Annotated in this window: 10 protein-coding genes and 1 pseudogene; 7 read left to right on the top strand and 4 right to left on the bottom strand. The window is 58.2% G+C overall.

What is annotated here, in order from left to right; translation table 11 throughout:
- The first annotated feature begins 17 nt into the window (after positions 1-17).
- The 4 genes and pseudogenes from V2S86_RS02815 to V2S86_RS02800 all read left to right on the top strand — a co-directional run bounded on the left by V2S86_RS02815 (position 18) and on the right by V2S86_RS02800 (position 6,166).
- Entirely contained in the window at positions 18-1,298 is a 1,281-nt protein-coding gene (locus V2S86_RS02815; protein ID WP_330761130.1) for an NAD(P)/FAD-dependent oxidoreductase, read from the top strand.
- 121 nt (positions 1,299-1,419) lie between these two features.
- Positions 1,420-2,931 (top strand): sugar ABC transporter ATP-binding protein, encoded by a 1,512-nt coding sequence (locus tag V2S86_RS02810; RefSeq protein WP_330761129.1) that lies wholly within the window; start codon positions 1,420-1,422, stop codon positions 2,929-2,931.
- Positions 2,928-3,923 carry an ABC transporter permease gene (locus V2S86_RS02805; RefSeq protein ID WP_330761128.1) on the top strand — a complete coding sequence of 332 codons (996 nt, stop codon included), beginning with the start codon at positions 2,928-2,930 and terminating at the stop codon, positions 3,921-3,923. Before V2S86_RS02810 ends, V2S86_RS02805 begins: the two co-directional genes overlap by 4 nt.
- A 252-nt stretch (positions 3,924-4,175) precedes the next feature.
- Positions 4,176-6,166, top strand: a pseudogene (locus tag V2S86_RS02800) (ligand-gated channel protein).
- 118 nt (positions 6,167-6,284) lie between these two features.
- Here V2S86_RS02800 and V2S86_RS02795 read toward each other — a convergent pair.
- Entirely contained in the window at positions 6,285-7,073 is a 789-nt protein-coding gene (locus tag V2S86_RS02795) for an ABC transporter ATP-binding protein (RefSeq protein ID WP_330761127.1), read from the bottom strand.
- Positions 7,070-8,152, bottom strand: a complete 1,083-nt coding sequence (locus V2S86_RS02790) for a FecCD family ABC transporter permease (RefSeq protein ID WP_006318069.1) — start codon at positions 8,150-8,152, stop codon at positions 7,070-7,072. The genes V2S86_RS02795 and V2S86_RS02790 overlap by 4 nt, the downstream gene beginning before the upstream one ends.
- A 357-nt stretch (positions 8,153-8,509) precedes the next feature.
- Here V2S86_RS02790 and V2S86_RS02785 point away from each other — a divergent pair, with 357 nt between their 5' ends.
- Positions 8,510-9,607, top strand: a complete 1,098-nt coding sequence (locus tag V2S86_RS02785; protein WP_330761126.1) for a GGDEF domain-containing protein — start codon at positions 8,510-8,512, stop codon at positions 9,605-9,607.
- A gap of 92 nt (positions 9,608-9,699) precedes the next feature.
- Here V2S86_RS02785 and V2S86_RS02780 read toward each other — a convergent pair whose 3' ends face one another.
- Together V2S86_RS02780 and yieE are read right to left on the bottom strand one after the other, a co-directional pair.
- Complete coding sequence (locus V2S86_RS02780; protein ID WP_330761125.1) at positions 9,700-11,178, bottom strand: amino acid permease; 1,479 nt, start codon at positions 11,176-11,178, stop codon at positions 9,700-9,702.
- 216 nt (positions 11,179-11,394) lie between these two features.
- A complete protein-coding gene (yieE, locus tag V2S86_RS02775; RefSeq protein WP_330761124.1) occupies positions 11,395-12,267 on the bottom strand; it encodes a DNA-binding transcriptional regulator YeiE in 873 nt (290 codons plus the stop codon).
- Between the two features lie 317 nt (positions 12,268-12,584).
- On the opposite strand from yieE, the gene V2S86_RS02770 reads away from it, so the two are divergent.
- Positions 12,585-13,664, top strand: coding sequence for a YeiH family protein (locus V2S86_RS02770; RefSeq protein WP_330761123.1), 1,080 nt, complete (start codon positions 12,585-12,587; stop codon positions 13,662-13,664).
- A gap of 108 nt (positions 13,665-13,772) precedes the next feature.
- Entirely contained in the window at positions 13,773-14,612 is an 840-nt protein-coding gene (gene nfo / locus V2S86_RS02765) for a deoxyribonuclease IV (RefSeq protein WP_330761122.1), read from the top strand.
- Positions 14,613-14,647: the final 35 nt, after the last annotated feature.

The raw sequence follows: 14,647 nt of genomic DNA, 5'->3' as shown, positions 1-14,647 counted from the left end.
GTTATGACGGATAAGTTATGACGGAACACGTTGCCAGCTATTATGCCGCCACCGCCAATCCGTTCGCGCCCTACCCGGCGCTGAACGAAGATATCCGCTGCGACGTCTGCATCGTGGGCGGCGGTTTTACCGGCCTGTCGTCGGCGTTGCATCTGGTCGAGGCCGGTTTTGATGTGGTGGTGCTGGAGGCCGCTCGCATCGGTTGGGGCGCCAGCGGCCGCAACGGCGGTCAGGTCGTCAACTCCTACAGTCGCGATATCGATGTGATCGAGGCGCGTTACGGCACCGATACCGCAGCCATGCTTGGCGGCATGATGTTCGAAGGCGCAGAGATTATCCGCAGCCGCATCGAACAATACGCCATCGCCTGCGATTACCGCCCCGGCGGCATCTTCGCCGCGCTGAACCCCAAACAACTGCGTACGCTGGAGCACCAGCAGGCCAACTGGCGGCGCTATGGCAATGCCCGGCTGGAACTGCTGGACCAGGGGGCCATCCGGCGCGAGATAGCCAGCGATCGCTACGTGGGCGGTTTGTTGGACCGCAACGGCGGCCACTTGCACCCGCTCAATCTGGCATTGGGCGAAGCCGACGCGATACGCCGTCACGGCGGGCGATTGTACGAACAGTCAGCGGCCACGCGCATTGATTACCGCCAACCGGCCCGAGTACACACGGCACAGGGTTCGGTCACCGCCGGGTTTGTGATTATTGCCGGTAATGCCTATCTGGGCGACAAACTGGAGCCGCGCCTCAGCCGGCTGAGCATGCCGTGCGGCTCGCAAATTCTCACCACCGAGCCGCTGTCAAAAGACATGGCGCTGTCGTTGCTGCCCAATAATTTTTGCGTCGAAGACGGCAATTACCTGCTGGATTACTTTCGCCTGACCGCCGATAACCGGCTACTGTACGGCGGTGGCGTGGTTTACGGCGCGCGCGATCCGGCCGATATCGATCCCTTGATCCTGCCCAAGCTATTAAAAACCTTTCCGCAATTGAAACAGGTACGGATCGATTACCGCTGGAGCGGCAATTTCCTGCTGACGCTGTCGCGTATGCCGCAGTTCGGCCGGCTGGAGAATAACGTTTATTACATGCAGGGCGACAGCGGCCATGGCGTCACCTGCACCCATCTGGCGGGCAAGCTGATTGCCGAAGTGCTGCGCGGCGATGCCGAACGTTTTGACGCCTTCGCCCGGCTGCCGCACCTGCCCTTTTTCGGCGGACGTCAGTTCCGCGTTCCCTTCACCGCCCTTGGCGCGGCGTACTATGCGCTGCGGGACCGTTTGGGATTCTAGCGCCTCTCCAGGAATTTTTTCGTCTCAGTTATGCCATTTAGTTTGTTGCCAAAATCGCAATCTGTGTTACAAAAGAAGTTCTTTAGCCATCTAAACACCTAAACGTCTTTTTAATCACACTATGCCAACCGCAACGCCCTCACGCCTCGAGATGCGCAATATCTCGATCGCCTTTGCCGGATTCAATGCGCTGCAAAACGTCGACTTCACCTTGCAGGGCGGCTCCACGCATGCGCTGGTCGGTGCCAACGGCGCAGGAAAATCAACGCTGATGGCGATCCTTTCCGGCGCGCATGATCATTACCGCGGCGAGATCTTTATCGACGGCCAAAAAGTCGATATTCATTCGCCGCTGCAGGCCCGCCGACACGGCATCCATGTGGTGCAGCAGGAGGTGGACGTGGCGTTGATCCCCACGCTGTCGGTGGCGGAAAACATCATGCTGGACTGGCTGAACGAACCGGGCCATCTGCTCAACTGGGCACAGATGTACCGCCAGGCCGCACAATTGCTTCAGCAACTGGATTTACCCCTCAACCTGCGCCAACGCCTGGCAGAATGCACGCTGGCGGAGAAACAGCAGGTGCTGCTGGCGCGCGCGCTGTCGCATCGCTGCCGCTTCCTGGTACTCGATGAACCCACAGCCCCGCTCGATCGCGCTGAAAGCGAGCGCCTGTTCCGCGTAGTTCGCCGCTTGCAGTCCGAAGGCATCGGCATTGTGTTTATCTCCCACCGCATTCACGAGCTGAGTGAAATTTGCGATCGGTTGACGGTGCTGCGCGATGGCCGCCACGTCAGCGAAGATGCCATGCAGGGGCTGGCCGGCGAGCAGATTGTCGAGAAAATGCTTGGCCACCGGCTGGACGATATCTTCCCGCCGCCGCGGCCACCGCACGGCTCGCGCACGCTGCTGCAGGTAGAAGGTCTGCACGATCGTCACAAACTGCGCGACGTCTCCCTGCGGCTGCATCAGGGGGAGATTTTGGGTATCGCCGGGTTGGCCGGCGCGGGCAAAACCGAACTGTGCAAGGCGCTGTTCGGCGCCTCAGCGGCTCAGGTGGAACGCGGCGAACTGCGCGGCAAACCCTGGGCTCCGCGCGCACCGCATCTTTCCGTTGAACAGGGGCTGGCGCTGGTGCCGGAAGAGCGCCGCAAAGAAGGCATATTTATTGATGAAGCCATCCCGATGAACCTGAGCGTCAGCGCCGACGACAGTTTCTCGCGCTGGAGCCTGTTCAGTCGCCGACAAGAGCTGCGCTGGGCGCGCGATATCATGCAGCGTCTGAATATTCGCGCCTCCGGCCCGCAGCAGCGGCTAAAAAGGCTTTCCGGCGGCAACCAGCAAAAAGTGGCCATCGGCAAATGGCTGCGCGGCGATGCCGATGTGCTGATTTTCGATGAGCCGACCAAGGGGGTGGATATCAAGGCCAAACAGGAACTGTTCACCTTGATCGATGGCCTAGCGCGCGACGGCAAAGGCATTATCTACGCCTCCGGCGAGTTCTCGGAGCTGCTCGGCCTGTGCGATCGCATCTGCGTCCTGTGGGACGGGCGAGTGGTGGCGGAGCTGAACGCCGCCGATATTGACGAAGAAACCCTATTATTGTATTCCACCGGAGGAATCCCTGCGTGAGTAAAGAATTATCCCTGCCCAATGCACAGCCCTGGCGTCATCAGCTGTTTGAGTTTCTCTACAAATGGGGGATGTTACTCACCGTTGTGGCGCTGATCGCCCTGTTCGGGATGGCGTCGGACAATTTCCTCGATCCCAACAATATCATCAACATCCTGCGTTCCATCGCCATCGTGACGGTGATCGCCATCGGGGTGTCTATCTCGCTGTCGGTGGGCGGTTTCGATCTTTCCGTCGGTTCCACCGCCTCGCTGGCTAACGCGCTGGTGGTTTCGCTGTTCGTTTGGTACGGTTTCGGCACCACCGGCGCGATTGTGCTGACGCTGCTGATTTGTACGCTGGTTGGCCTGTTCAACGCCTTCCTGATTGTGGTGTTGAAGATCCCCGACATGCTGGCAACGCTGGCCAGCCTGTTTGTGATCCAGGGCGTTGCCATGACCTACAGCTACGGCGGGTCGATCACCCAAAATATGCTGTTGCCGAATGGCGATATGGCCGAAGGGCTCATCCCGGACATTTTCTCCGCACTGGGCCAGGTGCCGGTGATTGTGCTGATTATGCTGGCGGTGACAATTGTGGTGCAATTGTTCCTGTCGCTGACCAAACACGGTCGCCGTATGTACGCCATCGGCGGCAACCCGGAGGCGGCGCGCCTTTCGGGGATCCGCACGGTACGTTACAAGGTCGCCGCGTATGTGATTTCCTCGCTGCTGGCCTCGCTTGGCGGCATATTGCTGGCGTCACGTATCGGCTCTTCGCAGGTTAACGCCGGTGGCGGTTATCTGATGGATGCCGTCGCCGCCGCCTACATCGGTTTCTCTCTGGCCGGCTCCGGCAAACCCAACGCGCTAGGCACGCTGGTCGGTGCGGTGATCCTCGGCGTATTGCAAAATGGGCTGGTGATGCTTTCAGTCCCCTACTATGCGATGGATATTATCAAAGGGCTGGTACTGGCTTTGGCGCTGGCTATCACCTACATCCAAAAACGCTGACTTTCCCCGGCGCGCCCTGCCGCGCCGGTTTTCCCTTTAATTCATCCGGTTACCTCTCCCTACCTCTTTTTAAGCATACAAATGATACGAATTATCATTTGCGTTTACATTCAGTTTTAAATCCTTACAATGGCCTGACGAAATACTGCCGGAATGATGTCCCCTGCCAAGACAGGGAACCGTTTCTACCTATTCTTCAACCCGTTAAATCGACGCCTTTGTCGATTTACAGCAAACCAGGAAAGGTTGCCCATGGAAAAGCCACGCTATAACAAGCTCACCGCACTGATTATCGCCTCACTCGCCAGCACCGGCGCACTGGCGGCGCAAGAGGATACCCCGGACACCATGGTGGTGACCGCCTCCGGTTTCCAGCAAAAAATCCAGGATTCAGCCGCCTCTATCTCGGTGATCCCGCGCCAGCAGATCGAAGACAAAGCCTACCGAGACATCACCGACGCCCTGAAAGACGTGCCGGGCGTGGTGGTCACCGGCGGTGCCAGCAGCAGCGATATCAGCATCCGTGGCATGTCCTCCAAATACACCCTGATTCTGGTGGACGGCAAACGCGTGGACACCCGCGGCACCCGCCCGAACAGCGACAACTCAGGTATCGAACAAGGCTGGTTACCGCCGCTGGAAGCGATTGAACGCATCGAAGTGGTACGTGGGCCGATGTCTTCGCTGTACGGCTCCGACGCCATGGGCGGCGTAATCAACGTCATCACCCGCAAAACCTCCAGAACCGAGTGGAAAGGCTCGCTGCACGGCGACGCCACCTTCCAGGAACGCAGCGATTCCGGCGATATTTTCCAGACCAACGCCTACGCCTCCGGTCCGCTGATTGAAGGCCTGCTTGGCCTGCGGGTCAATGGCCTGCTGTCGCGCCGCGCCGAGGACCAAATCCTTAACGGCTTCAATGAACAGCGCATGCGCAGCGGCACCGCCGTGTTCAGCCTGACGCCGAACGAGCAGAATGATTTTGATTTCGAAATCGGCCGCTCCTTGCAAGACCGCAACAGCACGCCGGGCAAATCCATGGCGACCGAGAACTGCCGCAACGGCAAGTGCACGCAAAACAGCGCCAGCGATAGCCTCTACACCCGCACCAACTACGCCCTGACGCACAACGGTTATTACGATTTCGGCAATACCACCAGCTACATTCAGCGCGAAGAGACGAATAACCCGGGCCGCGACATGAAGATGTATAACACCATCTTCAATACCCAGACCCAGTTTGATCTCGGTGCTCATATGCTGAGCCTGGGGGGCAGTACCGTTACGAAAAACTGAGCGATCAGGGCAACCAGTTGGATGCGGCCGACGGTTTGAACAAATTGACCCGCTGGAGCTGGGCGCTGTTTGCCGAAGACGAATGGGCGCTGACCAACGACTTCAGCCTGACCAGCGGTATCCGTATGGACCAGGATCAGAATTACGGCAATCACTGGACGCCACGCATGTACGGCGTCTGGCACCTGACCGAACAGTGGACGCTGAAAGGCGGCGTATCCGCCGGCTACCGCTCGCCGGATCTGCGCCAATCTTCCGCCAACTGGGGGCAAATTACCGGTGGCGGGCGCAAATCGATCATCATCGGTAATCCGGATCTGCAGCCGGAGAAGAGCCTGAGCGAAGAGATCGGCGTGATGTGGGATAACCAGAAAAACCTGAACGCCGGCGTGACCTTGTTCAACACCGATTTCAAAGACAAGATCACCGAGGTGCGCCGCTGCGACAGCGGGGATGGCGATGCGCAATGCATGATTGGCAACACGGCCTATTACTTTATCAGCGATCGCATCAACGTCGATAAAGCCAATATGCGCGGTGTAGAAGCCACTTTCGGCTGGCAGATCAGCAAAGACTGGAAGTGGAACACCAACTACACCTTTACTTCATCCGAACAGAAAAGCGGCGATAACCAGGGCAAACCGCTGAACCAGATGCCGAAGCACATGCTCAATACCGTACTGGACTGGCAGGCTACCCATGACGTCAGCTTGTGGTCACGCGTCAACTTCCGCAGCAAGACATCGGAATACCTGAGCCGCACCTCGATGGCCAAGAGTACGCCTTCGTATACCTTTGTTGACGCAGGCCTCAGCTACCAGGCGAATAAAGACCTGACGGTCACCGGCGGGGTTTACAACATTCTCGACAAAACCGTCGATTACGACAACTACAACACCACGCTGGACGGCCGCCGCTACACCGTCGGCATGACGTACAACTTCTGATGCCAATAAGGGCGCGCACGCTGCGCGCTCAAAACGCTGAAACAGAAAGGCCCGGTATCTGTATGACACCGGGCCTTTCTGTTTTCAAAATGCCTTACTTTCAAAACGCAGTAATCTGTCAGATCGCCGGCTGAGTAACCAAACCGTCGATCAGCACCTGCGGCGTTCCCTGCGAACAGCGCTCGATGCGCCCACGCACGCCGTAGACCCGTGCCAGGCTCTGCGGCGTAATCACCTCTTCCGGCGAACCGTCGGCAATCAATTCGCCGTCCTGCAACATCAGCACGTGGTCGCCATGCCGCAGAGCAATATTGATGTCATGCACCACCACCACCGTGATGATATTGCGTTTACGCGTCTCTTTACGCACCAAATCCATCACGTGGAATTGGTAATTGAGATCGAGCGCGCTCAGCGGTTCGTCCAGCAGCAACAGCGAAGGCTGGCGGATCAGCGATTGCGCCAACCCCACCAGCTGTTTCTGGCCGCCGGAAAGTTGATCGAGATAACTCAACGCCAAATGGGCGATACCGAGCTGCGCCAGCAGGGCCATAACCTCCGCCTCGCTGCCGGCATTGCTGCGACCGCCCGAAGCGCGTTGCGCCACGATGATCGACTCCAGCACGTGCAGATGCACCCCCGCAGGTAGCGACTGTGGCAGATACACCACCTTTTCCGCGCGACGGGCAAAGGGCATCTGCATCAAATCGACGTCATCCAGCCACAAGTGACCCTGCGCCGGGTTCAGCCCGGCCAGCGAGCGCAACAGCGTCGATTTGCCGCTGCCGTTCGGCCCCAGCAGCACGGTGATTTGCCCGCGCGGCAGCATCGGCACGGCCAGATCGCGGATAACCTGGCGCTTTGGATAACCGGCGGAAAAATGTTCAATACGCAGTCCCTGACTCATACATTCCCCCGATGACGCAGAATAATGCTCAGGAAGAACGGCACGCCCACCAGTGACGTCACTATACCGACCGGAATGATGATGCCCGGGATCAGGTTTTTCGAAGCGACTGAAGCCATCGACAGCACCAGCGCGCCGATCAAGGCGCTGGCCGGCAGATAGAAGCGGTGATCCTCGCCGAAAATCATGCGAGCGATGTGCGGCGCCACCAGGCCGATAAAACCGATAGGGCCGACAAAGGCCACCGCCAGCGCGGAAAGGATACTGATGCGCAGCAGGGTCGTCAGGCGCAGGCGACGCACGTCGATACCGAAGCTCACCGCCCGATCCTCGCCCAACCGCAGCGCGGTCAACTTCCAGGAGCTCATCATCGACAACGGCAACAGCACGGCGAATACGCCGAGCAGGATACCCAATTTGTCCCATGAAGCGCGCGCCAGGCTGCCCATGGTCCAGAACACCAGCCCCTGCAGCGTGTCTTCACTGGCGATAAACTGCATCATTGAAACCAGTGCGTTAAAGGTGAACACCAGTGCAATACCGAACAGCACCACGCCGGAGGTGGCAACCCGTGTCCAGCGCGTGATGCCGTCCAGCATCAGTGCGGCAAACAGGGCGAAAATAAAGGCGTTGGCGGAAATAAACCACTGGTCCGGGATACCCGGCACGCCAATGCCCAGCACGATGGCCAACGCCGCGCCGAAAGCCGCTGCGGAAGAAACGCCGAGGGTAAACGGGCTGGCAAGCGGGTTATTCAGGATGGTCTGCATTTCTGCGCCGGCCAACCCAAGCGCAAACCCCACCACCACCGCCATCAGCGCGTAAGGCAGACGGATATCCCACACGATCACTCGCGTTCCGGCATCTGCCGCCGCAGGGTCAATCAGCGTTTGCCACAGGGAAGACAAAGAGAGGCCGGATGGCCCCATGGTAAAATCCAGCAGCAGCGAACCAATAATCGCCAGTGCCAACACCCCCATCATCAATAAACGGTGGCGAAGAATATGTTGATAACGCCCCATGACGTTGACGTCGGGTTGCCCCTTGGCGTCAGACATGGGATCGGTGGATACGCTCATTATTTCGGATACCTGTTACGACGATGACCATAGCGGCATGCAAACGGCCGCGTTACCCTGGCAAGCAGCCGCCAACAATAAAGCAAACGATAATACTTATCAATCATATCAATAGCTATTACCCGCCATGTTGAGATGTAACACTTTATTTTTAAAGATTATTCGCTAAACACGCCCCCTGGCTTCAGCCTGCCGGACAGGGTTAATAATTCCGAAAGTTTCTTCGCTCCACGCAGCACTGTGACAAATTGCGACAAAACCACCTAGAATCCAAATCCTGACCGGCAAACGGCGCGCCAACCACGCCTGGCCGGATATTTGGGGCCTACTGTTTAGGCTCTTATTGAAGAGGCAGCCATGAGAAGTCGACCATCCACGTTAACGCCTAAAAGACCCGCCCTGCTCCATTGGCTGGTGCAAGGCCCACAACAGGCTGATGACGCCCAGTTTCAACGTCAGCTCCGGCTTACGCTTGTTCCTTCTCCCCGAACACCTTGGCTGAACGCCGCCGGTGTGACAGTGCTGCTGCTGGCCTACGCCTGGCTGAGCCATATGGCAATCGGCATCGCTCTTCTGGGGCTGCTGTTGGCGCTGACCGGCATACGTTGGTGGCTGGCTCGCGTCACTCCGCCCGTCTGGCCGAACGCCATGTTGGTAGCGGTGCTGCTGTGGTCGGGGCTGGTCGGTGCCATTGCGCTGCTGGCCATGCTCTCGGGCCGTATGGTGTTGATCCTGTTCGCCGGTCTGCTGATTACTGCGCTGGCCTTCTGGTTGATGCAGCGCCACGCTGCGGCACCGCGCTTCGCCCTGTTGGAAATCATGCTGCTGACGCTGCCCTTCCTGCTGGCCGCGCCGCTGTCGCGCGTGCAAAATCTGTTTTTACTGGCGAATATCATCCCGCTGTGGCTGCTGCTGGCGCATGGGCTGATCGCGTTTTATCATCGCCAGTTGGTGCAGTACGTCACGCTGGCAGGAGAAAAACAAAAGGCGGCTCATCGCGATCATCTGACCGGTTTTCTCAACCGCGCAGGCGGCGAAGCCGTAATGCAAGACATCTGCCGGCCCTCGGCAACGGTACACCCGCTTTCGCACCTGTTTATTATTGAATTTACCCCGCTGGCGGCGCTGTATCAAAGCCACGGCGTGCTGATCGGCGATGACGTGCTGCGTACCATCGGCGAACGCCTGAAAATGCTGGTTCGTCCAAGCGATTTTGTCTGCCGTTACGCCGGTGGCCAGTTTCTGATCCTGGTGCACGATTTGCCTTACGGTTCCGAAGGGGAGTTTCTGGCGCGCATCATGCCGCCGCTGGAGGCGCCGTATGTCTTTGGCGTTTTCGGTGAGGTGACGCTGCAACTGAATGCCGGGGTGCTGGCGTTAACCCAGGATTTTCAAACGGTGGACAGCCTGATGGCGGCAGCGCAACATGCACTGGCGATAAATACGAAGGAATAACGCAGCAAGAGTGCGCCGCGTTTCATATCCACTGAATGTCCGATTGCAGCGCTGTTGGCCGCAACCGGACATTCATCAAGCATCGACAGGCGTTACTTCACGTCCATTTTCGGGAATTCCATCTCGCTGTATTTCACGACACGGGTGCCACGCGTCAGCTTGTAGCCGAACCAGATCATCAGGAACAGCGGAAGGCCGATATAGGTGGCGGTCACGCCGTACCAGTCGATCCGGTCTTGCAGGAACGCCTGGTAGTTCTGCCCCAGCGTAATGATCAGACACAGGACAAACGCAAAGATCGGGCCCAGCGGGAAGAAGCCGGAACGGTAAGGCAGATCGTTCAGATCACGCCCCTGAATCATATAGCCGCGGCGGAACCGGTAGTGGCTGATGGCAATCCCCAGCCAGGCGATAAAGCCGGTCATGCCCGAGGTGTTCAGCAACCACAGATAAACCGACTGGTTACCGAACATCGAGCTCAGGAAGCACAGCCCCGCCACCACGGTGGTCGCGTACAGCGCATTGCGCGGCACCCCGCCCTTCGACAGTTTGGCGAAGATGCGCGGCGCTTTGCCTTCCGATGCCAGAGTAAACAACATGCGGGTGGAGGCATACATCCCGGAGTTACCGGCGGACAACACCGCCGTCAAGATCACCGCGTTCATCACCGCCGCCGCCGACAACAGGCCGGCATGCTGGAATACCAGCGTGAACGGGCTGACGCTGATGTCTTTCACATCGTTGCGCAGCAGGCTTGGATCAGTATAAGGAATGATCAGGCTGATAATCAGGATCGCGAAGATATAGAACAGCAGGATACGCCAGAACACCTGGCGCACTGCGCGCGGGATGTTTTTACCCGGGTTTTCCGATTCGCCGGCCGCGATGCCGATAAGCTCGGTCCCCTGGAACGAGAAGCCGACGATCATCGCCACGCCTATCATCGCAGAGAAACCGCCGGCAAACGGCGCATCGCCGATGGTCCAGTTCTGCCAACCCGCGTGCTCGCCGCCCTTGAGGATGCCGAAGATCATCAGCACGCCAATGCCGATAAAGATAATGACGGTGGTGACTTTGATCAGGGAGAACCAGTATTCCGCTTCGCCGAATCCTTTGACCGAAATGTAGTTCAACAGGAACATCAGGCCGAGGAACAGCGCGCTCCAGATCCAACCCGGCGCATCCGGGAACCAGTAGGTCATCACCAACTGCGAGGCCACCAGGTCAACGGCGATGGTCACCGCCCAGTTGTACCAGTAGTTCCAGCCCAGCGCGAAACCAAAGCCTTCTTCTACGTATTTGGCGCCATAGGTGGAGAACGAGCCGGACACCGGCATAAAGGCCGCCAGCTCGCCCAGGCTGGTCATCAGGAAGTAGACCATCAGACCGATCAACGCATAAGACAGCAAAGCCCCGCCCGGGCCGGCCTGAGAGACAGTGGCGCCGGAGGCGACGAACAGGCCGGTGCCGATAGAACCACCAATAGCGATCATGGTTAAGTGCCGCGCTTTCAACTCGCGACGCAATCCGGGTGCTTGCTGCCCCGATGTTTTTATATCCTGCTGAGCCATTCTTACCCTATCTGCTCGTCAAAAAATGAGGGCGGATTGTAACAAATACCCACCGGCGAACTAGTAACATTGCGCTGATATAAGATAGCTTCATAACTCAGCGCTAATTATTAGCGGCAGCCTAATTTTCATTACTTACTGTCATTAATGTGACAGGGTGCAGATTTTTATGCTTCATTTCCACGTGCAGAGACGTTATTGGCGCACTGCACCTCCTCAGACCGGCAACGTACAGTAACTGAGGAAGCGCTGCAGGGCGTTGGAGATGTGTTTTTGCCGATGGTGGATCAGATACAAGGTGCGCATCAGCGGCGGCAGCGGAATGTTTAACTCCACCAGCACACCGCTCGCCAGTTGTTCTTCAATCACCCGCCGCGACAGGCAACTGATGCCGATACCGTGGCGCACCGCGTGTTTGATCGCCTCCGAGTTGCCCAACTCCATCACCAGTTGGAAGTGCGGCAGATGCGCCAACAACAGGTGATCCAGCACCTCTCGCGTGCCCGACCCGCGCTCACGCAGGATCCAGGGCGCATTGGCCAGCAGTTCCAGCGTCAGCGGCTGCCGGGCCAGCGGGTTTTCCGGCGCGGCAAACACCACCAGCTCATCCTCCAGCCACGGCTGGGTGACCAGCGTCGGCATATGGCAAGGCCCTTCAATCAGCCCCAAGTCGACGCGAAAATCCGCCACCGCCCCAATCACGTCCTGGCTGTTGCCGACGTTCAGCTCCAGCGGCGTGGCCGGGAAATCATGGCGGTAACGGGCGATCATTTCCGGCAGCATATAGTTGCCGATGGTGCTGCTGGCGGCGATGCGCAACGCACCGCCGTCATGGCGGAACAGCTGTTCAATCTCCCCCGCCTGCTCCAGCAGCGCCAGCGCCTTCGGGTATAGCAGCCGGCCATGTTCATTGATAACCAGGCGCTTGCCGACGCGATCGAACAGTTGCACGCTCAACTGCCCCTCCAGATCAGCCAGCGCGGCACTGACCGCCGATTGTGATAACGCCAGGACTACCGAGGCCTGCGTGGTCGAACCGCTTTTCAGCACTTCGGTAAAGACTTCCAGTTGACGTAAGGTGATATGCATAACTATCTCGGTATTGAAAAGCGGCCTGAGCGTAAAGCCACTGAAATTAATGCTAAATCTGCGCCGCTGTCCGGCAGCGACGCACAGGGTGTCTATCCATTAAGATTACCACGTTTGCAGAAATCGGCATGGCGGCGCACCCCGCCCACCACTTTCTCAACCCACTCGCTTTCAGGTTGCCACCGACAACGTCGTGGCTGGAAAGGTGATGCGAACTACCACTTATTCAGATAGGTTATAAATATATAATCAATTTCATTTTTATGCTGCCAAAACGTAGTCTTGTGCCCAAGGAATTCGATTAAAAGGGCTGACTTATGGCGACCGATACCGCACCTGCTTTTCCATCACGACACTTTCCATTGCACGGCTTACCTCGGCTGGCACCGGGCTTGGTGCTGGCCGGCGCGCTCACCGCGCTGGCCATCTGGGCAGGTGATATCCCGTGGGTTGCCGGCCTGGGGCTGGGGGCGCTGACGCTGGCGATTCTGTTCGGTATTCTGGTGGGCAATACGCTGTATCCGTGGCTGCAACCGAGCTGCCACAGCGGCGTTCAGCTCGCCAAACAGCGTCTGCTGCGATTGGGCATCATTCTTTACGGCTTCCGCCTGACGTTTCAACAAATTGCCGACGTCGGCGCTACCGGCATCATCATCGATGCGCTGACGCTGAGCAGCACCTTCCTGCTTGCCTGCTGGCTGGGTAAAAAAGTGTTCGGTATCGACAGCCAGACGGCAATGTTGATCGGCGCCGGCAGCAGCATCTGCGGCGCAGCGGCGGTGATGGCGACCGAACCGGTGCTGAAGGCCGACTCCAGCAAGGTGGCGGTAGCGGTGAGTACCGTGGTGGTGTTCGGTACGCTGGCGATCTTCGCCTACCCGTGGCTGTTCCAGTTGAATGAACATTATCGGTGGTTGCCGCTGAGCCAGGAAACCTTTGGTATCTACGCCGGTTCAACCATTCATGAAGTGGCGCAGGTCGTGGCCGCCGGGCATGCCGTGGGGCCGGATGCCGAGAACGCCGCAGTGATCGCCAAAATGATCCGCGTGATGATGCTGGCGCCGTTCTTGCTGCTGCTTTCCGGTTATATCAGCCGCAGCCGCGATGCCGGGAGCAAAGCGGACAAATCTGCCATCACCATTCCGTGGTTTGCGGTGCTGTTTATCGCCGTCGCCGGGCTGAACTCGTTCAACCTGATCCCGGCCACCTGGGTGAAACACCTGATTACCGCCGACACCTGGATGCTGGCGATGGCGATGGCGGCACTGGGGTTGACCACCCACATCAGCGCGGTGCGCGAGGCGGGCGTCAAACCCATTCTGCTGGCCACCCTGCTGTTTATCTGGCTGATTGTCGGCGGCGGCGCGATGAACCTGCTGGTGCAACATTTCTTCTGATGAGCCTTGAGCTTTCCCTGGCCCGCGATTTATCGCGGGCCTTTTTGTCGCCATTCAAACCTGCCGCCATCAATGCCATAATGACGACGATTACACAGGAGAATGAAAATGAAGTTTGTCGGTGCACATGTCAGCGCGTCAGGCGGCGTGGATCAGGCGGTTATCCGCGCGCACGAACTAGAGGCGACCGCATTCGCCCTGTTCACCAAAAATCAGCGTCAATGGAAGGCTGCACCGCTGCCGGCAGAGGTGATTGATAAATTCAAAAGCGCCTGCGCGCAGTACGGTTACGGCCCGGGGCAAATTCTGCCGCACGACAGCTATCTGATTAATCTCGGCCACCCGGTCGCCGAAGCGCTGGAAAAATCTCGCGAAGCGTTTCTGGATGAAATGCAGCGCTGCGAACAACTCGGGTTGACGCTGCTGAACTTCCACCCCGGCAGCCACCTGATGCAAATTGATGAAGACAAATGCCTGGCGCTCATCGCCGAATCCATCAACATCGTGCTGGATAAAACCGTCGGCGTGACGGCAGTGATTGAAAATACCGCCGGTCAGGGCAGCAATCTGGGTTTCAGGTTCGAACATCTGGCGGCGATCATTGACGGCGTGGAAGACAAAAGCCGTGTCGGCGTGTGTATCGATACCTGCCATGCCTTTGCCGCCGGTTACGATCTGCGCACCGAGGAGACCTGCGAGCAGACCTTTAAAACCTTGGGTGACGTGGTGGGCTTCAACTACCTGCGCGGCATGCATCTGAACGACGCCAAGAGCGCGTTCGGCAGCCGCGTCGATCGCCATCACAGCCTGGGCGAAGGCAATATCGGCAAAACGGTCTTCAGCTACATCATGAGCGACTCGCGCTTCGACAATATCCCGCTGATTCTGGAAACCGTGAACCCGGATATCTGGGCGGAAGAAATCGCCTGGCTGAAAGCGCAACAATAAGCCTTAAAAACGAAAAAACCGGAGCCTGACAGCTC

Origin of the sequence: Serratia sp. C2(1) (assembly GCF_036352655.1) — a bacterium.
GTDB classification, from domain to species: domain Bacteria; phylum Pseudomonadota; class Gammaproteobacteria; order Enterobacterales; family Enterobacteriaceae; genus Serratia; species Serratia inhibens.
Note: the sequence above shows the minus strand (reverse complement) of the source record. Positions and strands in the feature narration are given on the sequence as shown.